General features: G+C 69.5%; 21 protein-coding genes. 5 read left to right on the top strand and 16 right to left on the bottom strand.

Features of this window, described 5'->3' with window-relative positions:
• Positions 1–27 precede the first annotated feature (27 nt).
• The gene (locus BGP17_RS14100) at positions 28–1,317 is read right to left on the bottom strand and encodes an Hsp70 family protein (RefSeq protein ID WP_286712439.1); all 1,290 of its coding nucleotides are present in this window, start codon (positions 1,315–1,317) and stop codon (positions 28–30) included.
• Positions 1,318–1,429: 112 nt separating this feature from the next.
• On the opposite strand from BGP17_RS14100, the gene BGP17_RS14095 reads away from it, so the two are divergent.
• Genes BGP17_RS14095 through BGP17_RS14085 form a run of 3 tightly spaced genes read left to right on the top strand, consistent with a single transcriptional unit; the run spans position 1,430 to position 5,327 of the window.
• A complete protein-coding gene (locus tag BGP17_RS14095) occupies positions 1,430–3,037 on the top strand; it encodes a DUF4153 domain-containing protein (RefSeq protein ID WP_286712438.1) in 1,608 nt (535 codons plus the stop codon).
• An 11-nt stretch (positions 3,038–3,048) separates the two neighbouring features.
• Positions 3,049–3,750: a response regulator transcription factor gene (locus BGP17_RS14090; protein WP_167299939.1), complete on the top strand. Its 702-nt coding sequence runs from the start codon at positions 3,049–3,051 to the stop codon at positions 3,748–3,750.
• Positions 3,735–5,327: a sensor histidine kinase gene (locus tag BGP17_RS14085; RefSeq protein WP_286712437.1), complete on the top strand. Its 1,593-nt coding sequence runs from the start codon at positions 3,735–3,737 to the stop codon at positions 5,325–5,327. Before BGP17_RS14090 ends, BGP17_RS14085 begins: the two co-directional genes overlap by 16 nt.
• A gap of 25 nt (positions 5,328–5,352) precedes the next feature.
• Here the strand turns inward: BGP17_RS14085 and BGP17_RS14080 are convergent, their stop codons facing one another.
• The 11 genes from BGP17_RS14080 to BGP17_RS14030 form a co-directional block, all read right to left on the bottom strand.
• Entirely contained in the window at positions 5,353–6,756 is a 1,404-nt protein-coding gene (locus tag BGP17_RS14080; protein ID WP_286712436.1) for an efflux transporter outer membrane subunit, read from the bottom strand.
• A gap of 5 nt (positions 6,757–6,761) precedes the next feature.
• Positions 6,762–7,865 carry an ABC transporter permease gene (locus BGP17_RS14075; protein ID WP_286712435.1) on the bottom strand — a complete coding sequence of 368 codons (1,104 nt, stop codon included), beginning with the start codon at positions 7,863–7,865 and terminating at the stop codon, positions 6,762–6,764.
• The gene (locus tag BGP17_RS14070) at positions 7,865–8,995 is read right to left on the bottom strand and encodes an ABC transporter permease (protein ID WP_286712434.1); all 1,131 of its coding nucleotides are present in this window, start codon (positions 8,993–8,995) and stop codon (positions 7,865–7,867) included. The genes BGP17_RS14075 and BGP17_RS14070 overlap by 1 nt, the downstream gene beginning before the upstream one ends.
• On the bottom strand, positions 8,992–10,719 hold the full coding sequence (locus tag BGP17_RS14065) for an ATP-binding cassette domain-containing protein (RefSeq protein ID WP_286712433.1): 1,728 nt from the start codon (positions 10,717–10,719) through the stop codon (positions 8,992–8,994). Before BGP17_RS14065 ends, BGP17_RS14070 begins: the two co-directional genes overlap by 4 nt.
• A gap of 118 nt (positions 10,720–10,837) precedes the next feature.
• Positions 10,838–11,845: an HlyD family secretion protein gene (locus tag BGP17_RS14060; protein ID WP_286712432.1), complete on the bottom strand. Its 1,008-nt coding sequence runs from the start codon at positions 11,843–11,845 to the stop codon at positions 10,838–10,840.
• Complete coding sequence (locus BGP17_RS14055; protein WP_286712431.1) at positions 11,842–12,465, bottom strand: CerR family C-terminal domain-containing protein; 624 nt, start codon at positions 12,463–12,465, stop codon at positions 11,842–11,844. The genes BGP17_RS14060 and BGP17_RS14055 overlap by 4 nt, the downstream gene beginning before the upstream one ends.
• A 106-nt stretch (positions 12,466–12,571) precedes the next feature.
• Positions 12,572–12,718 carry a hypothetical protein gene (locus BGP17_RS14050; RefSeq protein WP_208413574.1) on the bottom strand — a complete coding sequence of 49 codons (147 nt, stop codon included), beginning with the start codon at positions 12,716–12,718 and terminating at the stop codon, positions 12,572–12,574.
• Between the two features lie 74 nt (positions 12,719–12,792).
• Positions 12,793–14,190 (bottom strand): UdgX family uracil-DNA binding protein, encoded by a 1,398-nt coding sequence (locus BGP17_RS14045; protein ID WP_286712430.1) that lies wholly within the window; start codon positions 14,188–14,190, stop codon positions 12,793–12,795.
• A gap of 22 nt (positions 14,191–14,212) precedes the next feature.
• On the bottom strand, positions 14,213–15,232 hold the full coding sequence (locus BGP17_RS14040) for an SO2930 family diheme c-type cytochrome (RefSeq protein WP_286712429.1): 1,020 nt from the start codon (positions 15,230–15,232) through the stop codon (positions 14,213–14,215).
• Positions 15,229–16,419, bottom strand: coding sequence for a parallel beta-helix domain-containing protein (locus BGP17_RS14035; protein ID WP_167299948.1), 1,191 nt, complete (start codon positions 16,417–16,419; stop codon positions 15,229–15,231). Before BGP17_RS14035 ends, BGP17_RS14040 begins: the two co-directional genes overlap by 4 nt.
• Positions 16,420–16,482: 63 nt before the next feature.
• Positions 16,483–16,842 (bottom strand): VOC family protein, encoded by a 360-nt coding sequence (locus BGP17_RS14030; protein ID WP_286712428.1) that lies wholly within the window; start codon positions 16,840–16,842, stop codon positions 16,483–16,485.
• 108 nt (positions 16,843–16,950) lie between these two features.
• Between BGP17_RS14030 and BGP17_RS14025 the strand changes: the two genes are divergently transcribed.
• Positions 16,951–17,424, top strand: a complete 474-nt coding sequence (locus BGP17_RS14025; protein WP_286712427.1) for an Lrp/AsnC family transcriptional regulator — start codon at positions 16,951–16,953, stop codon at positions 17,422–17,424.
• A 34-nt stretch (positions 17,425–17,458) separates the two neighbouring features.
• Here BGP17_RS14025 and BGP17_RS14020 read toward each other — a convergent pair whose 3' ends face one another.
• Positions 17,459–18,706, bottom strand: coding sequence for a putative DNA modification/repair radical SAM protein (locus tag BGP17_RS14020; RefSeq protein ID WP_286712426.1), 1,248 nt, complete (start codon positions 18,704–18,706; stop codon positions 17,459–17,461).
• Positions 18,707–18,803: 97 nt separating this feature from the next.
• On the opposite strand from BGP17_RS14020, the gene BGP17_RS14015 reads away from it, so the two are divergent.
• Positions 18,804–20,054 (top strand): glycosyltransferase family protein, encoded by a 1,251-nt coding sequence (locus BGP17_RS14015; protein WP_286712425.1) that lies wholly within the window; start codon positions 18,804–18,806, stop codon positions 20,052–20,054.
• 9 nt (positions 20,055–20,063) lie between these two features.
• Here the strand turns inward: BGP17_RS14015 and BGP17_RS14010 are convergent, their stop codons facing one another.
• The 3 genes from BGP17_RS14010 to BGP17_RS14000 are packed head-to-tail and all read right to left on the bottom strand — an operon-like array spanning position 20,064 to position 21,540.
• Entirely contained in the window at positions 20,064–20,471 is a 408-nt protein-coding gene (locus BGP17_RS14010) for a hypothetical protein (RefSeq protein WP_286712424.1), read from the bottom strand.
• Positions 20,472–20,524: 53 nt separating this feature from the next.
• Positions 20,525–21,058, bottom strand: a complete 534-nt coding sequence (locus BGP17_RS14005) for a demethoxyubiquinone hydroxylase family protein (protein ID WP_167299952.1) — start codon at positions 21,056–21,058, stop codon at positions 20,525–20,527.
• Positions 21,055–21,540 carry a disulfide bond formation protein B gene (locus tag BGP17_RS14000; protein ID WP_167299953.1) on the bottom strand — a complete coding sequence of 162 codons (486 nt, stop codon included), beginning with the start codon at positions 21,538–21,540 and terminating at the stop codon, positions 21,055–21,057. Before BGP17_RS14000 ends, BGP17_RS14005 begins: the two co-directional genes overlap by 4 nt.
• Positions 21,541–21,542: the final 2 nt, after the last annotated feature.

The raw sequence follows: 21,542 nt of genomic DNA, 5'->3' as shown, positions 1-21,542 counted from the left end.
TTCCGCAAGCCGCTGACCGGCCGCGCCTCAAGCCGCCCAGGCGGATACGTCCTCCTGACAGCCGATCAGCGCGAGCCCATGGGCGATCGACGTGAGCTCGCCGCCGGCCGCGATCCTTTCCCCGCCGAAACGCGCCTCGAACAGCCTGCGGACGCGGGGCGTGAGCGACGTGCCGCCCGTCAGGAACACGCGGTCGATCGCCTGGGCATCCATGCCGGCAAGCGCCAGCGCCCGATCCACCGCCGCCTCGATCCGGGCCATGTCGGGTGCGATCCACGCTTCGAATTCGCCACGGGTGACATCGGCTTCGATCGCCAGGTCGCCGCCCTCGAAATGGAAATGCGCGGCTTCCTCGGCGGAGAGCGCCCGCTTGAGCGCGCCGACCGCATGATAGAGCTGATAGCCCAGCTCGCCCTCGATCACCGCGATCATCCGCCCGATCGCCTGCGGATCGAGCGCCGCGCGCCGGAGTTTCTCCAGCTCGGCGAGCGTCTTGCGGTTGCGCATCAGCGCCAGGCGCGACCAGTCCGAGAAATCGGCGAACCAGCCCGCCGGAATGTCCAGCACCTTGTCGAACGAGCGATAGCTTCCGCCCTTGCCGAGCAGCGGCAGGATCAGATGCTCGACGATGCGCTGGTCGAACCGGTCGCCGGCGATGCCGACGCCGGCATGGGCGAGCGGGGAGCAGCGCCGCACCGCGCCCGGCGCCTCGATCCGCACCACCGAGAAATCGCTGGTGCCGCCGCCGAAATCCGCCACCAGCACGGTCGCCGGCTCGGCGATCCGCGTTGCATAGCTGAACGCCGCGCCCAGCGGCTCATAGACATAATGGACCTCGGCACCGAACCCGGCGAACATCGCGTCGTAGCGCTGCCGGGCGAGCGCCGGATCCGGCCGGCTGCCGGCATATTCGACGGGGCGGCCGACCACCACGCGCCGCGCGCCGCCGGCCAGCGCCCCTTCGGCCCGCGCCGCCATCAGCGCCAGGAAAGTGCGGCCCAGCTCCTCGAAGCGCAGCCGCCGTTCGAAGACGATGGCATGCTCGAAGCTCGCGCTCGCCGCGACCGACTTGAACGACTGGAGGAAGCGGCTGCCCTCGGGAAAGTCGAGATATTCGGCGATCGCCCAGGGGCCGGCCGCGACGCCCAGCCCGCCGCGCTCCGCCTCGTCCTGCCAGAAGCAGAGCGCCGAGCGGAAGACGGGATCGCCGCTTTCGGGCCCTGCCAGCCGCACCAGCTCCGACCCTCCATCGCCCGCCAGCGCCGCGACGGAATTGGTGGTGCCGAAATCGAAGCCGAGGGCGGGAAGCGCAGTCATGGTCCGGGCGCCTCTATCGCCCTGCATCGATCCTGCACAACCTCTCCTTGGCCCGCTGTGCTCCGGCTGGACGGTGCGGGCGCATCGACGCTCCCGAACCTGGGAGACCCGCATGGCCCGCACCGCACGCTTCACTTTCCTGCGCAAGGTCGCCGCCGCGATCGCGATCATCGCCGCGATGGATCGGCTGTTCTTCGACGGCGCGGCGGGATCGTGGATCGGCGGCTTCGCCCTTGCCTGGATCGGCGCGCTGCTCGCCACTCGCCCGGCGCTTCGGCGGCGGCCGAGCCTGGTGGCGCTGGCGATCGCGGCGGGGTTCGCGATCGTGCTGGCGCAGGATCCCGGCGGCCTTGGATGGGTGCTGTTCTGGAGCGCGCTTTCGATCGCTGCGCTGATGCCGCGCATCGGCAGGTTCGACGATGCCTGGCGCTGGAGCCTGCGCCTGGCCGCGCACGGGCTGAGCGGGCCGCTCGCCCCCGTGCTCGACCTGATCCGCCTCGCTCGCCTGCCTCAGCGCCGCGCCGGGCATGGCCCGGCGGGGCTCGCCGTCCTGCTCGCCCTGCCGCTGGCGATGACCGCGCTGTTCGTCGCGCTGTTCGCCAGCGCCAACCCGATCATCGCCCAGGCGTTCACCCGGGTCCGCCTGCCCGGTTTCGCCGAGCTGCTGTTCTGGGCCATGCTGCTGGCGCTGGTCTGGCCGAGCCTGCGCCCCACCCGCTGGGCCACGCGCGCCGCGGCCCTCCTGCCGCGCCCGGAGATCGCCCTGCCCGGCATCCCGGCCCCCTCGCTGCTGCTTTCGCTCCTGCTGTTCAACCTGGTGTTCGCGATCCAGAACGGGCTCGACCTCGCCTTTCTGTGGAGCGGCGCGCCCCTGCCCGGGGGCGTGACGCTTGCCGACTATGCCCATCGCGGCGCCTATCCGCTGATCGCCACCGCCCTGCTTGCCGGGCTGTTCGTGCTGGTGGCGCTGAAGCCCGGCTCGGCCAGCGCCGCCAATCCGGCGATCCGCCGGCTGGTGGTGCTGTGGGTGGCGCAGAACCTGTTCCTCGTCGCGTCCTCGATCCTGCGCACGCTCGACTATGTCGCCGCCTATTCGCTCACCGGCTTCCGCATCGCCGCGCTCGCCTGGATGGGGCTGGTGGCGATCGGGCTCGCATTGATCTGCTGGCGGATGCTCCGGGGCAGGAGCGCCGCCTGGCTGATCAACGCCAATGCGCTGATGGCGGCCCTGGTGCTGAGCGCGGCAAGCATCGTCGACCTCGAGGCGAGCGCCGCCGCCTGGAATGTGCGCCATGCCCGCGAAACGGGCGGGCGCGGAGTGGAGCTGGACCTCTGCTATCTCGCGCAAACCGGCCCCTCCTCGCTCCTCGCCCTGGTCGCGCTCGAGCGCCGGCCGCTGCCGCCCGCGTTCCGCGACCGGGTGCGCCATGTCCGCGGACTGGTCATGGCCGACCTCGCGCGGCGCCAAGCGGGCTGGCGGAGCTGGACCTGGCGCGGACGATATCGGCTGGAGACGGCGCGGCGCCTGCTCGGGCCCAATCCGCCCATCGCGGCTCCGGCGTCGCCAGGCACGGAACGGGATTGCGGCGGGACGATCCGGCCCATCGCCGCCGAGCAGCCCGCTCCAATGGCGGGCCCGGCCACCGCGCCGACCGGCGACGCCATCGCCAATGCCGTCGCCAACGCCACTCCGCCGTTGACCGGAGCACCCTCGCGATGATCCAATGCCCCATGCCCCGCACCATCCTCGTCGCCGATGACGATCCGCACATCCGGCAATTGCTCGTCTTCGCGCTCGCCAAGGCGGGGCTGGAGACGATCGAGGCGGCGGATGGCGAGGAAACGCTGCGGATCGCGGAGAGCCGCCAGCCCGACCTGATCGTGCTGGACATCAACATGCCGCGCATGGACGGGCTGGAAGTCTGCCGCAGACTGCGCGCAGAGGGCGGCCTGCCCATCCTGTTCCTCTCCTCGCGCGACGACGAGATCGACCGGATCCTCGGCATCGAGCTGGGCGCCGACGACTATGTCACCAAGCCCTTCTCGCCGCGCGAAGTGGTGGCCCGGGTGATGGCGGTGCTCCGCCGCACCGCCGCGCACCCGCCCGCCGTCGATCGTGCCGCCGGAGCGATCCGTCACGGCCGGCTCGCGCTCGACCCCGAGAGTTGGGACGCCAGCTGGGCGGGCGCCCCCGTGCCGCTCACCGTCACCGAGTTCGGCATATTGCGCACGCTGGCGGCCATGCCCTCCAAGGTGTTCAGCCGCGACGCGCTGATCGATCGGCTGCGCGGCCCGGGCTTCGCGCTCACCGACCGGACGATCGACAGCCATGTCCGCAACTTGCGCGCGAAGTTCGCCCAGGCCGGCGCGCAGGACCTGATCGAGACGCGGCCTGGCATCGGATATCGCATCGGCCCGTGTTCCGGAGCCTGATCGAAGCGCTCAAGGCGCCGGTGCGGCGCCACTGGCCGCGGCTGCGGCTGCGCACGATCCTGCTCGCCACCTTGATGTTCGTCGCCGCCCTGCCCGGCATCGGCGCCCTGTTCCTGCGCGTCTATGAGAATACGTTGGTGCGCCAGACCGAGGCGGAGCTGATCGCCCAGGGCACCGCGCTCGCCGCCGTCGCCAGCGCCGAATGGCCGAACTCGGCCGGGCCCGAGCTGGTGCGCGAGCCGCACCGCACCTCGAGCGGGATCGCGGGCGGGCCACTCTCTACCATCGACCTCGGCACCAGGCCGCTGCCGGAGCGCCCGGAGCCGGCCGCGCTGCCGGGAAGCGCGGCCCCCGATGCCCTGGCCGCCGCCGGCCGGCTCGCCCCGCTGGTCAACGCCACCGGAGACGCGACGCTCGCCTCGATCCTGCTGCTCGCCCCCGACGGCCGCATCCTGATCGGCAGGAACACCGGCAAGAGCCTGGCCGGCCTGGCCGAACTCGCGGCGGCAGCCGGCGGACGGCCCGAGACCGTGCTGCGCCGCCGCGGCGACTATCATCCCGAATATGCCTTTGAATGGCTGAGCCGCGCATCGGGCCTGCGCATCCATCATGCCCGCCCGGTGCTGGTGAACGGCAAGGTCGTCGCGGTGCTGCTGCTCTCGCGCTCGCCGCGCGCGCTGTTCCGCGGGCTCTATGAGGATCGCGGCAAGATATTGTTCGGCATCGGCGCGATCTTCGCCACGCTCGTCGTGCTGAGCGGCCTGCTCTCGCGCGGCATCGCCCGGCCGATCGAGATGCTGAGCCAGGCGACTCGCGACGTGGCGCGCGGCGGCGGCATCGTGCCCGACGTGCCGCGCACTGCCGCGATCGAGATCCAGGCGCTATATGCCGACTTCGCCACCATGGCCGGCGCGATCGACCGGCGCTCCCGCTATCTGCGCGACTTCGCCCATGCGGTGAGCCACGAGTTCAAGACGCCCCTGGCCGGCATCCGCGGCGTGATCGAGATTCTCGAGGATCACCATGCGGAAATGAACGAGACCGACCGCCGCCGCTTCCTCGCCAATGCCGGCGCCGATGCCGACCGGCTCGCCCAGCTCGTCACCCGGCTGCTCGAACTGGCCCGCGCCGACATGGCCGAAGCCGAGACCGGCGCATCGGCCGACATCGCGCTGGCGCTGCACCGGATCGCCGATGCCTGGGCGGATCGCGGGCTGGTCGTCACGATCGACCTGCCCGACGCGCTGCCCGGCGCGGCCTTGCCCGGGCCGATGCTGGAAGCGATCGTCGGCAGCCTGGTCGAAAACAGCCGCCAGGCCGGTGCCGATCGCGTGCGGATCGCCGCGACGGAAACGGGAAGCGAGATCCTGCTGGCCGTCGCCGACAACGGCCCCGGCATCCCGGACGCCGATCGCGCCCGCATCTTCGAGCCCTTCTTCACCAGCCGCCGCGCCGCCGGCGGCACCGGGTTGGGCCTGCCGATCGCCCGTTCGCTGCTCGCCTCGCATGGCGGCACGATCGCGCTGGCGGCGGCGGAGCGCGGGACCCGCTTCGAGATCCGCGTGCCGGCCGCCTAGCGATTCGGGCTGGCCGCGGCTGCGCTCAGCTCCAGCCCCCGCCCAGTGCCTTGTAGAGCGCAGTCGCCGCCTGCGCCTTGGCCGCGCGCGCCTGCTGGTCGCGCTGCTGCGCGGAGAGGAGGGACTGGCGCGCGCGCTCGAACGTCAGGCGATCGTCCTCGCCGCGGTCCGCGCGCTTCCGGGCAAGCGCGAAGGCACCCTGCTCGCGTTCGAGCGATGCGGCGGCCTCGTCCGCGGCGGTGCGGGCGTTGAGGAAGCGGTTGATCGCAGCCTCGCTGTCCGAAAGCGCACCAAGCACTGCCTTCTCATAGCGGGCCGCCGCCTGATCGGCGCGCGCATCGGCGGCACGGATCTGGGCGCGGATCGCGCCGCCCTGGAAGATCGGCCAGGAGAAGCTGGGCCCGATCTGGAGGCGCGTGGAATCGCCGGAGAAGAGATCGCCGGGCTTGCGCGCCTGCTGGCCGATGCTGCCGAGCAGGCTGAAGCGCGGGAAGAGATCGGCGGTCGCGACGCCGATATCGGCTGTGGCTGCGGCCAGGTCGCGCTCGGCGCGGCGCACATCGGGGCGGCGCTCGAGCAGTTCCGAGCGGAGCCCGACCAGGATCGCGTCGGGGCTCGCCGGCAGCGCGGCGGGCGCCTGCAGCTCGGGCACCAACTGTTCGGGCGCCACGCCCGCGAGCGTGGCGATGCGATAGGCCGCGGCCCCGGCCTGCGCCCTGGCATTGGGCACCGCCGCCGCGCTTGCCCTAGCGGCGGCGTCGGCACGATCGAGATCGAGGCGCGACGCCTCGCCCGCATCGAAGCGCAGGCGGGTAAGGCGGGCCAGCTCGGCATTGGAAAGCGCCTGCTGCTCGGCGGTGGCGGTATCGGCCTGGGCGGCGCGCAGGTCCATATAGCTGCGCACCACTTCGGCGATCAGCGTCAGCATCACGTCGCGCCGGGCGAATTCCGCGCTCTGCTCGCGTGCCGCCGCGCCCTGCATCTGGCGGGTGCGGCGCCCCCAGAGATCGATTTCCCAGCTCGCGTCGAAGCCCAGGTCGAAGAGCGGGAAGTCGCGCGAGAAGCCGGGAAAGGGGATGCTCCCGATCGGCAGCTGGCCGTTGTTGCTCAGCACATTCTCGGTTCCGGAGCCGGTGGCGGTCACGCTGGGCAGCCGCCCGCCCGCGATCGCCTCGCGATTGGCCCGCGCCTCGGCGAGCCGGCCCTGCGCTTCCTTGAGATCGGGGCTGGAGGCCACCGCCCGCCGCACCAGCGCGGAGAGCTGCGGATCGCCGAACCGGTCCCACCATGTCAGATCGACCTGGCCCGGCGCGCCGGCCTCCAGCCATTCGGGCGCCGCCCTGGTCTCGGGCGCATGATAGTCCGGCCCGACCGTGCAGGCCGAAGCCAGCAGCAGGGGCGGCAGGAACAGGGGAAGCGAGCGGATCATCGGGATCACTCCATGCGCGCGCGGAAGAGCCAGGCCGAGGCAGAGAGCGTGACGCAGGCGATCAGCGCGAGCGGCCAGAGCTGATGGAACACGGCCGCCGCCGGCATCGCCTTGAGGAACAGCCCCTGGACGATGACGAGGAAATAGCGGGCGGGATCGAGATAGGTGATGGTCTGCAGCCAGTCGGGCATGTTGTCGATCGGGCTGGCATAGCCCGAAAGCAGGATCAGCGGCGTGGTGACGAGGAACACGCCGAGAAAGGCCTGCTGCTGCGTCTGCGAAGCCGCGGAGACGAGCATGCCCATGCCGATCAGCGCGAGCAGATACATGCCGAGCGACAGCCAGAAGAGCAGCAGCGATCCGGTGAAGGGCACGCCGAAGACCAGCGGCGCCACCACCAGATAGACGCTGCCGTTGATCATGCCGATCACGAAGGGCGGCACCATCTTGCCGATCAATATCTCATGGACGCGCAGCGGCGAGACCATCAGCTGGTCGAACGTCCCCAGCTCGCGCTCGCGCGCCACCGATTGCGAAGTGATGGCGAGGCCTGCCACCGACGTGATGATCGCGACCAGCGAAGGCAGCGTGAACCAGATATAGTCGAGTGCCGGATTGTACCAGTTGGTCACCACGCTGCCGCCCGCCGCGCCGCGGACCTGCGCGGGCGCGAGTTCGGCACCCATGGTGCCGGCGATGTTGGTGACATAGCCGGCCACGATCTGCGCCGCGTTGGAGCGGCGGCCGTCGAGCACCAGGCCGATGGTGGCGCTCTCGCCGCGCGCCAGCTTGCGGTCGAAATCCTCGTCGATCACCAGGGCGGCGATCACCTTCTGGTTGTCGATCGCCGACTTGAGCGCGGCCGGGGTCGCCAGCCGCTCGATCCGGCGGAAATTGGGGCTGCCGGCGATGCGCTGGACCAGCTCGACCGAATGCGCGCCCGAACTGCGGTCGAGGATGCCGATATCGACATTCTTCACGTCGAGCGTGGTCGCATAGGTGAAGATGAAGAGCTGCATCAGCGGCGGCACGAACAGCACCAGCCGCGCCTGCGGATCGCGCAGCACCGCCCACATCTCCTTGACGATCATGGCCAGCAAGCGCCGCATCAGTCGAGGCTCCGGCGCGTGACGCGAAAGGACAATGTGAAGAAGACCATGCCGAAGACGAGCATGATGCCGATATTGGGGAGGATCAGCCCCCATTGGTCGCCGGCGAGGAACACCGTCTCGAGGCTGGGGATCAGGTAGCGCGCGGGGACGATATAGGTCAGCGCCTGGATCGGCCAGGGCATCGAGCCGATCTCGAAGATGAAGCCCGAGAGCAGGAAGGTGGGCAGGAAGGCGGAAAGCAACGCCACCTGGCTCGCCACGAACTGGTTCTTGGTCGCGGCCGAGATGAACAGGCCCAGGCCCAGCGCCGGCATCAGAAAGGCCGAGGAGATGGCGTAGAGCGCGAAGATCGAGCCCCGGAACGGCACGCCGAATATCCATATCCCGATCACCGCGCAGAGCGTCATCGAGGCCTGGGCCAGGAAGAAATAGGGGATGACCTTGCTGGCGATGAACTCCGCCATCGAGATCGGCGTGGCCATCATCGCTTCCATCGTCCCCCGCTCCCATTCGCGCGCGACGACGAGCGCGGTGAGCAGGGTGCCGACCATCGTCATCACATTGGCGATCGATCCGGGGACGAGGAAGAACTTGCTCTTGAGCTCGGGGTTGTACCAGTAGCGCGCCGAGATGGTGACCGGCGCTTCGCGGGCGCCGGGATCGCGCTCCAGCCCCTCGGCGGCGGCCCAGGTCGCGCGGACGCCCTCGCCATAGGCCGCGGCGAAATTGGCGGTATTGGGCTGGGAGCCGTCGGTGACGATCTGGATCGGCGGCACCTTGCCGCGCTTCACGCCCTGGCCGAAATCCTGCGGGATGACGATCAGCGCGCGCAGCTCGCCGTCGATCAGCTTGTCGCGCACCTCGGCCACGCTGCGCGCCTCGGTCACCTGGAAATAGCGCGAGCTGCGATAGGCCTGGGCAAGGCGCAGGGCAGGAGCGCTGCCGTCCTGGATCACCAGCCCCACCCGGGTGCGCGTGCTGTCGAGCGAGACCGCATAGCCGAACAGGAAGAGCAGGATCATCGGCAGCACGAAGGCGATGAGGAAGGTCGAGGGATCGCGCAGGATCTGCGCGCCTTCCTTGCGGACCAGCGCCGCCAGGCGCCTGAGGTCGAAGCGGAAACTCATGCGGCTTCCTTCTCCTCCCGCTTGCGGTCGAACGCCTCGATCAGGGCGATGAAGGCGTCCTCCATCGTCGGATCCTCCACCCCGGTGCGGCGGGCGGCCTCGGCCTTCAGCTCGTCGGGCGTGCCGGTGGCGATCTGTTCGGCGCGGTAGATCAGCGTCGCGCGGTCGCAATATTCGGCTTCGTCCATGAAGTGGGTGGTGACCAGCACGGTCACCCCCTTCTCGACCAGCCCGTTGATGTGCATCCAGAATTCGCGGCGCGTGACCGGATCGACGCCCGAAGTCGGTTCGTCGAGGAACAGCACCGGCGGCTCGTGCATCACCGCGCAGGCCAAGGCGAGGCGCTGCTTGAAGCCCAGGGGCAGCGTGCCGGCGTTGACGTCGAGCTTGTCCTGCAGCTCGAAGATCTCGATCATCGCCGCGATCGCGCGGCGCGCCTTGTCGCGCGGCAGGTCATAGGCCCCTGCGAAGAAGTCGAGATTCTGGCGAACCGAGAGATCGCCGTAGAGGGAGAATTTCTGGGCCATATAGCCCAGCTGGGCACGGGCATCGGCGCGGCTGTGGCGCAGCGACCTGCCCGCGACCGCGCCGGTCCCCGATGTCGGCGAAAGCAGCCCGCAGAGCATCTTGAAGGTCGTCGACTTGCCCGCTCCGTTCGGACCGAGAAGCCCGAATATCTGGCCTCTCGGGATGCGGAAGTTCATGTCCCTGGCTGCGGTGAACTCGCCGAAGACCTTGGTGAGGCCATTCGCCTCGATCGCATCGACATCGGTTTCGGGGATGGTGCGATAGCGTTCCGCCAGTGCGGAGGTGCCCTTGGGGCCGCCGCCCAGCCGCTCGATGAACCCGTCCTCGAAGCGCGGAGCGGCCACGTGGACTTCGGTGCCCGGGCCGGCCGCGAAGGCGCCGGCATCGGGCACCGGCCTGCCGTCGCGGAGCAGCAGGCGCACCGAGCGGCCCTGGATCGTGCCGTCGATCACATCGTCGCGGTCGAGCGCCTGGGTGAGGAAGGCCCGGCGGCGCTCCTTGAAACCCGTGACGCGGATCACTCGGTCCTTGACCCGGCCGGTCAGCTCCGCCGGCGGCCCGTCGAACAGCAACTGCCCCTCGTTGAGCAGATAGACGGTGTCGCACTTCTCCGCCTCGTCGAGATAGGCGGTCGACCAGAGCACGCCGATGCCCTGCCCGGTCAGATCCCCCACCATGCTCCAGAGTTCGCGGCGGCTGATCGGATCGACACCGACGCCGGGCTCGTCGAGCAGCAGCACCCTGGGCGTCTTCACCAGCGCGCAGGCAAGGCCCAGCTTCTGCTTCATGCCGCCCGAGAGCTTGCCCGCGAGCCGGTCCTGGAAGCGGGCCAGATCGGTGAACGCCAGCAGCCGGTCGAAGCTCGCCTGCTGCGCGTCGCGCGGCAGGCCGCGCACTTCGGCGTAGAGCCTGAGGTTCTCGATGACCGACAGGTCTTCGTAGAGTCCGAAGCGCTGGGGCATGTAGCCGAGATCGTCTAGCCTTTCCCCGGGCTTGCCGCCGAGCATCTCCACAGTCCCCGAACTTGGCGCCATCAGCCCGGCGAGGATGCGGATCAACGTGGTCTTGCCCGCCCCGTCCGGCCCGACCAGCCCGGTGATCCGCCCCGGCGCGATCGCCATCGCGACGCCGTCGAGCGCGCGATTGTCGCCGAAGCATTTCACCAGGTCGGCGGTGCGGGCGAGGGGTTCGGTCATCGGGCGCCCGCCCGATCCTTCGGCGATGTCGCTTGCGGCACGCCCCCTCCGCCACCGGCTGCGCCGGCGGTTCCCTTCCCCCTCCGGGGGAGGATTCGAGGAAGGACCGCCACCCCCCTCAATCCTTGTGCTTCGGACGTGCGCCCGGGACCGAAACGCTGACCGGCTGGCCCTGACGCAGCGCATCGTCCGGATCGTCGACGATGATGCGCAGCTGATAGACGAGATCGGTGCGCAGATTCTCGGTCTCGACCGTCTTCGGCGTGAACTCGGCGCGCGGCGAGATGTAACCGATCGTGCCGTGATAGTCTTTCGGGTTGCCGTCGGCGGTGACCGTCACCTTCATCCCCGGGCCGATCCGGCTGAGATCGCTCTCCGCGACATAGGCGCGCACGCGCAGCGGCCGCAGGATCGCCAGCGTCAGCACCGTCTCGCCGGGCTGGACGATCGCACCCGGCTCGCGCGCACGCGTCACGATCGTGCCATCCGTCGAGGCGAGCAGCCGGGCATCGCCGAGATCAGTGGCAGCGCCCTGGCGCGCGGCAAGGGCGGAACGGACGTCGGCGGCCGCCGCGGCGACGTCTTCCTTGCGGCTCCCGGCGTTCATCAGCGAGAGCGCCTGGCGGGCCTGGGCGAGATCGGCGCGCGCCTTGTCGCGCGTCGCCACCGTCTGCTCCCACACGTCCCGGCTGATCGCGCCGGGCTCGACCAGCGGCTGGCGCCGGGCATAGTCGCGCTCGGCATCCCGGGCGACCGCGGCGGCGGCATCGACACGGGCGCGGGCCTGGGCGATGTCCTGCGCGCGATTGCCGTTGCGGAGCTTGGCGAGCTGCGCCTCGGCCTGCGACACCTGCGCGTCCGCCTGGGCGATACGGCTGTCGAGCGTGGCGGCATCGAGCGTGGCGAGCAGCTGGCCCTGCTTCACATGCGCACCTTCCTCCACTCCGATCGCGGCGATGCGGCCGCTCACCCGGAAGCCGAGATCGACTTCGCGAATGTCGACATTGCCGTTCAGCCTGAGCGCGCCGTCGTCCCGCGCCTTGAACAGGCCGAAGCCGCTGGTGGCGATCGCGGCGATCACCAGCACGACGATGACGACGAGGATCGCGATGCGGCGGCGGTTCATGCGGCATTCTCCGACAGGATGCAGAGGGCATTGGCGCGCAGCCGCGCGCGAAGGAGCGCCCGGGTGCGCTCGTCGATCGTCTCGACCGAGAGGATGCGGGTGACGGCTGCACGGCAGACGCGCAGCACCAGCGTCTGGCCGAACAGCATGATCCCCATGGCCAGCACCTCGCGCTCGCCAAGATCGGTACGGATACGGGCAAGGAGCGCGACGAAGACCCCGACGACCTCCTGCATCACGCCGGTATAGATCCGGTCGAATGCCTCGGTAGGGGCCTGTTGCTCGCGCGTGATGAACAGCGACCAGGCTTCGGATTCGGGGCGGATCATCATCAGCGCGAAGCCGTCGAGCAAGGCGAGCAGTGCCTCGGTCGCCTGTTCGCGCGTGCCGGCGCGCGCGGTTTCGCGGGCGACTTCGAGCGCGGGGCCCTGGATCTCGCGGACGCAGGCGGCGATGTGATCGGCGGCGGCCAGGTACAGCCCCTGCTTGCCGCCGAAATGATAGGTGATCGAGGACATCGCCGTGCCCGAGGCGCGCGCGATCTCCCGCGTGCTCGCACCTTCGAAGCCGTGGCGGCCGAACTGGTCGATCGCCGTTTCGATCAGCGTCTGGCTGGTCATCGCACACTCTGTTCGTTCGAACGAACAATACTGCACGACGATGCAGGGAGCAAGCCCCGCCGCATGATGCGCAGCGGCGCCGGGGGTTCAGCGGCTTGGGATCCGATCAGGAACGATCGCGATCGTGGTCGCCTCGATGCGGATGATCCCTGTGATGATGGTCGCCATCATAGCCCGGGCGGCCATCGCCGTGGCAACCGGCCAGGGCCATCGCGGCCAGCGCCAACGCGCCGGCCATGCATAGGGTGCGCATGTGCTTTCTCCTTCAGGCCGTGACAACGCGCGGCTTCCGAGAATTCCCCCAGCAGCTCGCGGGGGAGGCCCGGATCAGGCCAGCAGCTTCGCGGCCTCCGCCAGATCCTCCACGAACGCCGCGAATTCGTCCTCCGCCTTTGCCCGGTCGGGCAGGCGGAGGAGATAGCCGGGGTGGATCGTCACCCAGCCTAGCCCGCCTTCGGGCAGCGCGATCGGCCGGCCGCGCATCGCCGCTATCGTCCCTGCCTTGCCGAGCAGCTGGCGAGCGGCGGTCGCACCCAGCGCGACGGTCATCTCGGGCTTCACCAGCGATCGTTCCTGCTCGTACCACCAGCGACAGGCCTGGATCTCGCCGGCATCGGGCCTGGCATGGATACGGCGCTTGCCGCGACGCTCGAACTTGAAGTGCTTGACCGCATTGGTGAGATACACCGTGTCGCGATCGATCCCGGCCGCAGCCATGGCGTGATCGAGCACGGCCCCGGCAGGGCCGACGAACGGGCGGCCGGCCAGATCCTCCTGATCGCCGGGCTGTTCCCCGACGAGCATCATCCGGGCATCGGCCGGGCCTTCGCCGAACACGGTCCGCGTGGCATGCCGGTGCAGGTCGCAGCGGGTGCAGTGCGCCGCCTCGTCGCGCAGCGCCTGCCATGCCGCCTCGGCATTGCCGCCCGGCCCGGCACCTGCCGTCGCCACCATCGCCGTCTCCCGCTGGCGCGCGGTTGCGACCAGCTCCCGTACCAACGCGGTTTCGGGCATGTTTCTCCAGTATCTGCGCGGCATTTCCCGGAGCATCGCACCGGTCTTGAGCCGGGCCGGATTGAAGATCGCGGCGTAATAGGTCTTCCAGATATCCTCGACCGGATCTTCCCCGGGGGCGTCCGCCCTGGCGGCGCCGGGGCCTTCGCGGAGCGTCTCGCCGTCCCAATGGAGCGAGAGTGCGGGCGTGAGGATAGACCAGCGCATGTTCGCGAAGCGCTCGACGAAGAAGCGGGCATTGGCGCGGACGATGTGATGGGCCGGCTCGAACCAGGCGACATAGCGGGTGTTCGGCTCGCCGGTGCCGGGGAAAGGCAGGGCGTCCCCCACTTCGCGGAAGCGGACAAAGGCGCGCATCTTGTGGATGTCGCGGCGGACTTCGCGCGCCATCGCCTCGATCCGGCGGACGCGCGGATCGGCCGGGTCGGCGATGCGGCGGGGATCGCCGGCGAGCAGCGCATAGAGCAGGGCGAAGCGCTCGCGGTCGCGGTGCAGGATCGCCGACCGGGCGAGATCGACGAACGCGCGCGGGACCTTGAGGGCGCCGGGCGCGGCCGGCGGCAGCGCGGTTTCGCCGGCGAACAGGTCCGTCGGGGCCTTGCCGATCTGCCAGAGGATTTCCGATGCGGGGACGCCGGCCCGGGCAAGCCCGCGCGCGGCGTCGCGCCAGCCTTCGAAATCGTCTTCGCCTGCCAGGGTAACGACGCGCACTTTGCCCTCCGGTTGGAGGGCTCTAACGCCCCGGCGCGGATTTCGGCATCGATTCGATCCACTGGCGGACCAGCGCGACGCCTTCCTTGTGGACGGTAGCCCGGCCGAGTTCGGGCATGGCGATGCCGGGATCGGTCGATTCCATCCGGTAGAGCAGGATCGAAGCGTCGGGCACACCGGGAACGATGTCGAAGTCGCGCGTGCCTGCCCCGCGGCCGGCGGCAGTGGGGCGCTTGAACAGCCCGCGCTGCTCGGGATCGGTGCGGGCGAGGTCGAGGAACAGGCCCGAATTGGAGGCGGCGCCCCGCGGATTGTGGCAATGCGCGCAGTTGATCTCGAGCCAGGCGCGGGCGCGCGCATCGAGCGGCGCGGCCTGGTCGTCCCAGCGGGCGACGCGGGGCGCGTCGGGCGGAAGCCGGTCGAGCATGCCGGCGGCCAGCATCTTCTCGAGCTGCCCGCCATGGTTGAGATAGCGCGCCTTGATGCCGATCGGCGTGACCCGGCCGGCAAGGCCGTGGCAATCCTTGCACTGGTTCTGGTTGGGCACGGCATAGGAGATGGCGTGCCGCTCGCCCGAGGGATCGACGAAGGCGACGGGGATGCGCGTGCCGGCGCGCCGGATATCGGCATCGCTGCCCTCGGCGTTCCAGACATAGGGAATCGGCACCCAGCCGCCGGCCCGGTGGAGCAGCACGCGGGTCTCCAGCGGCTTGAACCGGCCGTCCACCGTATAGCCGAAGGTCTTGACCAGCGCCGCGCCGACGGGGAGGTCGAGCGGCCCGTCGGGATCATATTTCGCCCGGGCGCCGGCGGGCAGGTAGATATAGCGCTCCTTGGCCGCATAGTCCGAGAAGAGCGGAGTATCGAGGTCGTAGCGGAACAGGCCCTGGGCAGGCATGCGCGCCGCGAGATCGGTGAAGAAGCCGAATTCGGAAAGACGCGCGGGATAGCCCTCGCCGGCGATCGCCGCATCGTTCACGCCGCCCGGCCGGCCGATCAGCGCGGCGGCGAACAGGGCAACCGCGCCGAGCAGCGCCTTCATTTGGCGGCCGCCTCCATCGCGGCCGGCAGCTTGAACGTCCGCCAGGGCGACGGGGCCGCGTTGTCGAGCTTGATCAGCTGCGGCTTGGCAGTCTCGATACCGGCGCCGAGCGCGAGGCCGAGGGCCAGCACCGGCCCGTCATCGCCGACAAGGCGCACCTTGTCGCCGCCGGTGCCGTCCCAGAAGACCGGCGGAAGCGTGCCGCCCAAGGCCGCCGCAAGCTCCTTGCCGCCGGGCATGGCCGGCGCAAAGCCCGTGCGGCCATGCTTGTTGCCGGCGAGGCGGATGTTGCGGGGATAGGGATCATAGCCCTTGTCCTCGAAGGGCTGGCGATAGGCGACGACCATGATGTTGGCGGTGCCGTTGCCGCTGAGTTCATTGCCGGTGACGCTGACGTCGTTCTCGGCCATGACCAGCACGCCGGTGCCGGTGGGGACGGTGGCGACGGTATTCCCCGGGGGGGCGAAATTGGGCGTATCGTTGTCGACCACCCTGTTGCCCTTGACCAGGACATAGCCCGCCCCGCGCTTCGGCAGCGCCGGCAGGTCGAACACCAGGATGCCGCCGGTATTGTGCGCGGCGAGATTGCCGGTGACTTCGGCAAGGCCGCTATTCTCGATCTCGATCCCGGCGACATTGTACATCGCCGTGGAATTGCGCACGACGATCCGGTTGGACTGGCCGACATAGATGCCCGCGTCCGAAGCGCCCTTCACGGTGACGCCGTCGATCAGCACGTCCTCGCTCTCGACCGGATAGACGCCATAGGCGCCGTTGGTCGCCTTGGGCCCGCCGGTCCATTCGACGCGGACATTCTTGTAGACGATCCGGTCGGCCCCCTTGGACTTGATGCCGTCGCCCTTCGAATCCTCCACCGCGAAGTCGCGCAGCACCACATCGTCCGACGTGACGAGCAGCCCCTCGCCCGCGCCCAGCTGGCCCTTGAAGCTGAGCACCGTCCGCTCGGTGCCGGCGCCGCGCACCGTGACGCCGTTCACGTCGAGGCTGAGCCCGTCGGTCAGCTCGAAGCGGCCCGCGCCGATGCGGACGGTGTCGCCCGGCCTGGCGTCGAGCAGCGCGGACTGGAGCCGCTCCTGGGCATTGGGCCCGGCCTCGACGACGATGTCGCGGGCCAGGGCCGGAGTGGCGGCGAGCAGCACCGCGGCGAGCGCGCAGAATCGAAGCATCCCTCTCTCCCTCTTGCGTATTTTTGAAGATGATACGCCGATCGGGAGAAATTGACAGGCCTGTCAGTTAGGGCCGTGGCAGACGAACTCGATCAATCGCCCGTCGGGGTCGCGAAGATATCCGGCATAATAGTTGGGATGGATATGCGGGGCGAGCGCGGGCGCGCGGTCGAGGACATGGCCGGCGTCTCGGCCGGCGGCATAGATTCGGTCGACCGTGGCGCGATCGGGAGCCGCGAAGGCGAAGTGGAGATCCGACGCCACTTCGCCCTCGACCAGGAACAGGTCGAGCACGGTCTCGTTGCCGAAGCCCTTGGCCGGACCATCGACCTTCTGGGTATAGCCGAGCGGCGCCAGGGCGTCGGCATAGAAGGCCAGGCTCTCGGCCAGGCGGGTGGTGCGGATCTCGATATGGTCGATCATGGAACTCTCCTTCGCACCGGGAGATAGGGGCGCGCCCGCGCGGCTTTTCCGCGAAGAAGGGAGTCAAATCGGCAGATTTCGGCGCATTTGCGCGCTAGGGTGCGGCGAATGGCCCGATCCGATCTCGACCGCTTCGACCGCAGGCTCCTCGCCCTGGTCCAGCGCGACGCGGCGCAGACCGCCGATGCGCTGGCCGGGCAGGTCGGGCTTTCGGCATCGGCGGTGCAGCGGCGCCTCAAGCGGCTGCGCGAGACGGGCGTGATCCTGAGCGAGATCGCCGTGATCGATCCGCTCAAGGCGGGAAAGCCCAATTTCTTCCTGGCGGCACTCGAGATCGAGCGCGAACGGCCCGAACTGATCGCCCGGCTGCGCCAATGGCTCGGCGCGGAGGAGCAGATCCAGCAGGTCTATTACGTTACCGGCACTGCCGATTTCGTGCTGGTCGTCGTCGCGCCCGATGTCGGCGCCTATGACGCGCTGATGAGCCGGCTGATGGCGGACAATCCGAACGTACGCCGCTTCACCACCAATGTCGCGCTGGGCGTGGGCAAGCGCGGGTTGTTCGTGCCGATCGCCGACTAGGCCCTTCGCGCGCACCGCCAGGCCGGCAGCCCGCTCATGCCGCGAACAGTTCGAGCTGTTCCCGCTTCGGCGCGACCAGCGCATGCAGGTCGGCCCGATCGGCCAGCGCGACCGGGCGCCAGTCCTCGGCGATCAGGAAGGGGCGGACCCTGGCGATCGACGCCGTCAGCCGGGCGATATCGGCCAGGCGCAGCCGGCGCCAGCGGCGCGCGGCGAGGATCGCGTCGATCGCCTTGACGCCGAGCCCCGGCACGCGGAGCAGCGCCCCGCGGGGCGCGCGGTTGACGTCGACGGGGAAATGCGCGCGGAACCGCAAGGCCCAGGCGAGCTTGGGATCGATGTCGAGCGGGAGCATGCCGGTGACGGGATCGGCCGCCTCGGCCACTTCGCGCGGCGCATAGCCGTAGAATCGCATCAGCCAGTCGGACTGGTAGAGCCGGTGCTCACGCATCAGCGGCGGGGGACGGAGCGGCAATATGGCGCTGGCATCGGGAATCGGGCTGAACGCCGAATAATAGACGCGGCGCAGCCGGAACCGGTCATAGAGCCCGGCGGCGCGCGCGATGATGTCCCCATCGGTGGCGGCATCGGCGCCGACGATCATCTGGGTCGACTGGCCGGCAGGCGCGAATTTCGGCGCGGCCCTGTAGCGCCTGCCCGCATCGGCGCCATCGTCGATCGCGGCGCGGACGTCCCGCATCGCGTCTTCGATGCGGGGTGCCGACTTCTCGGGCGCCAGCCGGGCCAGCCCCGCCACGGTCGGCAGCTCGACATTGATCGAGACGCGATCGGCATGCAGCCCGGCCTGGCGCACCAGCTCGGGATCGGCATCGGGAATCGCCTTCAGATGGATATAGCCGCGAAAGTCGTGGACCTCGCGCAGGAGCCGCGCGACGCGGACGATCTGCTCCATCGTATAGTCGCTCGAACGGATGATGCCCGAGGATAGGAACAGCCCCTCGATATAGTTGCGCCGGTAGAAGCCGAGCGTGAGGTCGACGACTTCCTCGGGCGTGAAGCGCGCGCGGCGGACGTTCGAACTCTTGCGGTTGATGCAATAATGGCAGTCGAAGATGCAGCTGTTGGTCAGCAGGATCTTGAGCAGCGAGATGCAGCGCCCGTCCGGCGCATAGGCATGGCAGATGCCCATGCCCTCGGTCGAGCCGAGCCCCTTGCCGCCCGCCGAATTGCGCCGGGTCGTGCCCGAAGAGGCGCAGCTGGCGTCGTATTTGGCGGCATCCGCCAGGATTGCGAGCTTCGCGCGGAGATCGAGCTGCGACATATGTTCGCTTTATGTTCCAAATATTGCGGTGTCCAGCAGGTTGTGGGAGGAGATCGGCACCTCCCCGACCCGGCGGGGAAGGATTGAAGGGACAGCGATGCGATTGAGGATCGACCGGCATTTTCGCGCGCTGCTGGTCGCGCTGGCGATCACCTGCCTGCTCGGCTTCGGCTTCAAGCAGCATTGCATGCCGGGTGGCTGGACCGATTCGGAACAGTATCTCACCGGCTGCTACAGCGATGCGGTGCCCTTCTGGACGGCGCGCGGCGTGGACAAGGGCAAGATCCCCTATCTCCAGACCCCGATCGAATATCCGGTGCTGACCGGGGCGGCGATCTGGATCGAGGGCGCCGCGACGCATCTGATCTTCGGGCGCCACGCCAACGACGCCAAGTTCCTCGGCGTGGTGACGGCAGGGAACATCGCCCTCGCCTTCCTGATCCTCTGGATGTTCCGCCGCGCCGGGATGGACCGACGGCGGCTCTGGTGGTGGGCGGCCGCGCCGCCGCTGATCCTCTATGTCGGGCATAACTGGGACATGATTGCCGTCACGCTGGCGGTGTGGGCGATGCTGCTGGCGCGCGAGAACCGGCTGATCGGCGCGGGCGCCGCGGCGGGGCTGGGCGTGGCCGCCAAGCTGTTCCCGATCGTGATGCTGCCCCTGTTCGTCCTCTCGGCATTCTTCGAGCGGGGCCGCGGCTGGCTCCACCGCGTCGTGCGCACCGGCTGGGTGAAGCTCGCCGCGATCGGCGCCTGGCTGGCGGTGAACCTGCCGATCGCCTTGCTCGCGCCGGCGAACTGGAGCGAATTCTACCGTTTCTCGCAAGCGCGCGGCGGCACGATGGCCGGGACCTGGGACGTGCTGGGCAATCTCGGCATCCTGCAGCTCGACATAGCGGGCAAGAATCTCTGCGCCGCGCTCGCCTTTGCGATCGGCGGCGCAGCCATTATCGGCCTGGGCTGGCGGCGCCACCATGCGCGGCTATGGCTGCTGTCCACGCCGCTGCTCGCCTGGTTCATGCTGACCAACAAGGTCTATTCGCCCCAGTTCGACTTGTGGCTATGGCCGATGCTGGTGATGACCGCGCCGCGCCTATGGCCAGTCGCGCTGTTCGCGGTGACCGGGATCTTCGCCTATTTCGCCGAATTCTGGTTCTTCGCCGGGATGGATGGCGCCTGGCCGGCGGCGAGCACGATCGACATCGCCTGCGCCGCTGCCGCACGCGCCATGGTGATGCTGTGGATCATCGCCGATTGCGTGCTCCGCCAGCCGCCGGAATGGGTGGGGCGCTGGCCGATCGGGGCTTGCCCCCCGCCGGACTCGCCGCCCCCGCGCGAGCGGGCCTAGCGGCCTGCCTCAAGGCAGCGGCAGATTCTCTTCGGCCTTCTTGCGGGCCCGGGCATCGGCGCGGGCGATGGTCGCCTGCCGGACGAAGCAGCCGGTGCCGCCGCCGGCGCCGGTGGTCGAGCAGCTGCCGGTGCCGAAATTGCCCGAAGTGAGCGCGTCCTGCGAACGCACCGCCCAGCTCTCGGTCTTCTGCGGCGGACCGGCTTCCTCGCGCAGGTTCGAGGGGATGCGATAGCGCTCGCGCTCGTCGAGGCGCTTGCAGACCACGATCTCCTCGCCGTTCGAGTTGGTCGGGCACTTGTCCTTGCCATAGATCACCAGCACGCCGTTCTGCGGCGCGTTCTGGGCATGCGCGGCAGCGGGCAGCAGCATCGGAATGGCGGCGAGGGCGCCTGCGATCATGATCCTGTTCAACATCGGCTTACTCCTGCTGTGTGCCGTGCCTGGTCCAAAACGGCTGAATGGGGCCTTTATATCCGTTTCGATATCGCAATGGCAGCGCGGCAGCCGGCACGGATCAATCCGGACAGCAGCGGATAGGCCGGAGCGTGCTCCGCGCCGTGCGCGAGCGCGGTATCCCGGTGCTCGAGCTCCTCGTCGCGGAACTTCGCCACGGCCTCGGCGAGTTCGGGATCGCCGGTGCCGATCTCTTCGAGCTGCTGCTGGTAATGCAAGTCGATCTCGGTCTCGATCGCGGCGGTGCAGGCCATCGCCGCCTCGGGGCCCATCGCCGCCGTAGCCGCGCCCAGCGCGAAGCCGGCGATGTTCCAGAAGGGCTGGAGCGCAGTCGGGCGCACTCCGCGGCGTGCGATCATCGCATCGAAGAAGGCACGGTGGCGTTCTTCCTGGCTGGCCATGCCGGCGATCATCCGCGCCATCGGCGTGCGATCGCCCATCACGGCGAGCTGGCCGGCATAGATGCGCGTCGCCCCATATTCGCCCGCCTGGTCGACGCGAACCATCGAGGACATCCCCTCGCGCCGATCGCCGGGCTTCCAGCTCATGCCCGGGTGCCCCTGCGGGCGGCGAGCAGAAAGATCAGGATCGCCCCGCCGAGCGAGAGGATCGCGTTGAAGCCGGCCAGGCTGATCCCGAACAACGTCCATTGCGGCACGTCGCAGCGGATCAGCGGCCGGCGCAGCGCGTCGTTCAGCATGTCCATCGGATTGTCGCCATGCACCTGGGCGGTGCACGCCGTGATGCCTTCCCACCATTTATACTCGACGCCGGCATGGAAGACGCCGATGCCGCCGCTGATCGCCACGGCCGTGCCGGCGAGCAGGACCAGCCCGAGCTGGGCACGGCGATCCTTCACCAGGAAGGAAGCCAGCGCGATCAGCACCGCGGCATAATGCGGCCAGCGCTGCCACCAGCACATCTCGCACGGCACCAGCCCGAACAATTCGGAGAGATGCGCGCCGCCCACCAGCGCGAGGGGAAGGAGGAGCGCGATCCAGCGCGCGATGCGGAGGCCGTCGTTGCGCATGG

Source organism: Sphingomonas sp. 67-41 (assembly GCF_001899725.1).
Lineage (GTDB): Bacteria > Pseudomonadota > Alphaproteobacteria > Sphingomonadales > Sphingomonadaceae > Sphingomonas > Sphingomonas leidyi.
The sequence above is the reverse complement of the archived record's forward strand: the minus strand, read 5'-3'. Positions and strand labels throughout refer to the sequence as shown.

Bases quoted from the DNA above. Each gene is read 5' to 3' on its own strand.
- BGP17_RS14100 (WP_286712439.1), bottom strand. From the start codon at position 1,317: ATGACTGCGCTTCCCGCCCTCGGCTTCGATTTCGGCACCACCAATTCC.
- BGP17_RS14070 (WP_286712434.1), bottom strand. From the start codon at position 8,995: ATGAGTTTCCGCTTCGACCTCAGGCGCCTGGCGGCGCTGGTCCGCAAG.
- BGP17_RS14030 (WP_286712428.1), bottom strand. From the start codon at position 16,842: ATGATCGACCATATCGAGATCCGCACCACCCGCCTGGCCGAGAGCCTG.
- BGP17_RS14015 (WP_286712425.1), top strand. From the start codon at position 18,804: ATGCGATTGAGGATCGACCGGCATTTTCGCGCGCTGCTGGTCGCGCTG.
- BGP17_RS14005 (WP_167299952.1), bottom strand. From the start codon at position 21,058: ATGAGCTGGAAGCCCGGCGATCGGCGCGAGGGGATGTCCTCGATGGTT.
- BGP17_RS14000 (WP_167299953.1), bottom strand. From the start codon at position 21,540: ATGCGCAACGACGGCCTCCGCATCGCGCGCTGGATCGCGCTCCTCCTT.
- BGP17_RS14010 (WP_286712424.1), bottom strand. From the start codon at position 20,471: ATGTTGAACAGGATCATGATCGCAGGCGCCCTCGCCGCCATTCCGATG.
- BGP17_RS14060 (WP_286712432.1), bottom strand. From the start codon at position 11,845: ATGAACCGCCGCCGCATCGCGATCCTCGTCGTCATCGTCGTGCTGGTG.
- BGP17_RS14065 (WP_286712433.1), bottom strand. From the start codon at position 10,719: ATGACCGAACCCCTCGCCCGCACCGCCGACCTGGTGAAATGCTTCGGC.
- BGP17_RS14040 (WP_286712429.1), bottom strand. From the start codon at position 15,232: ATGAAGGCGCTGCTCGGCGCGGTTGCCCTGTTCGCCGCCGCGCTGATC.
- BGP17_RS14090 (WP_167299939.1), top strand. From the start codon at position 3,049: ATGCCCCGCACCATCCTCGTCGCCGATGACGATCCGCACATCCGGCAA.
- BGP17_RS14055 (WP_286712431.1), bottom strand. From the start codon at position 12,465: ATGACCAGCCAGACGCTGATCGAAACGGCGATCGACCAGTTCGGCCGC.
- BGP17_RS14020 (WP_286712426.1), bottom strand. From the start codon at position 18,706: ATGTCGCAGCTCGATCTCCGCGCGAAGCTCGCAATCCTGGCGGATGCC.
- BGP17_RS14050 (WP_208413574.1), bottom strand. From the start codon at position 12,718: ATGCGCACCCTATGCATGGCCGGCGCGTTGGCGCTGGCCGCGATGGCC.
- BGP17_RS14080 (WP_286712436.1), bottom strand. From the start codon at position 6,756: ATGATCCGCTCGCTTCCCCTGTTCCTGCCGCCCCTGCTGCTGGCTTCG.
- BGP17_RS14095 (WP_286712438.1), top strand. From the start codon at position 1,430: ATGGCCCGCACCGCACGCTTCACTTTCCTGCGCAAGGTCGCCGCCGCG.
- BGP17_RS14025 (WP_286712427.1), top strand. From the start codon at position 16,951: ATGGCCCGATCCGATCTCGACCGCTTCGACCGCAGGCTCCTCGCCCTG.
- BGP17_RS14035 (WP_167299948.1), bottom strand. From the start codon at position 16,419: ATGCTTCGATTCTGCGCGCTCGCCGCGGTGCTGCTCGCCGCCACTCCG.
- BGP17_RS14075 (WP_286712435.1), bottom strand. From the start codon at position 7,865: ATGCGGCGCTTGCTGGCCATGATCGTCAAGGAGATGTGGGCGGTGCTG.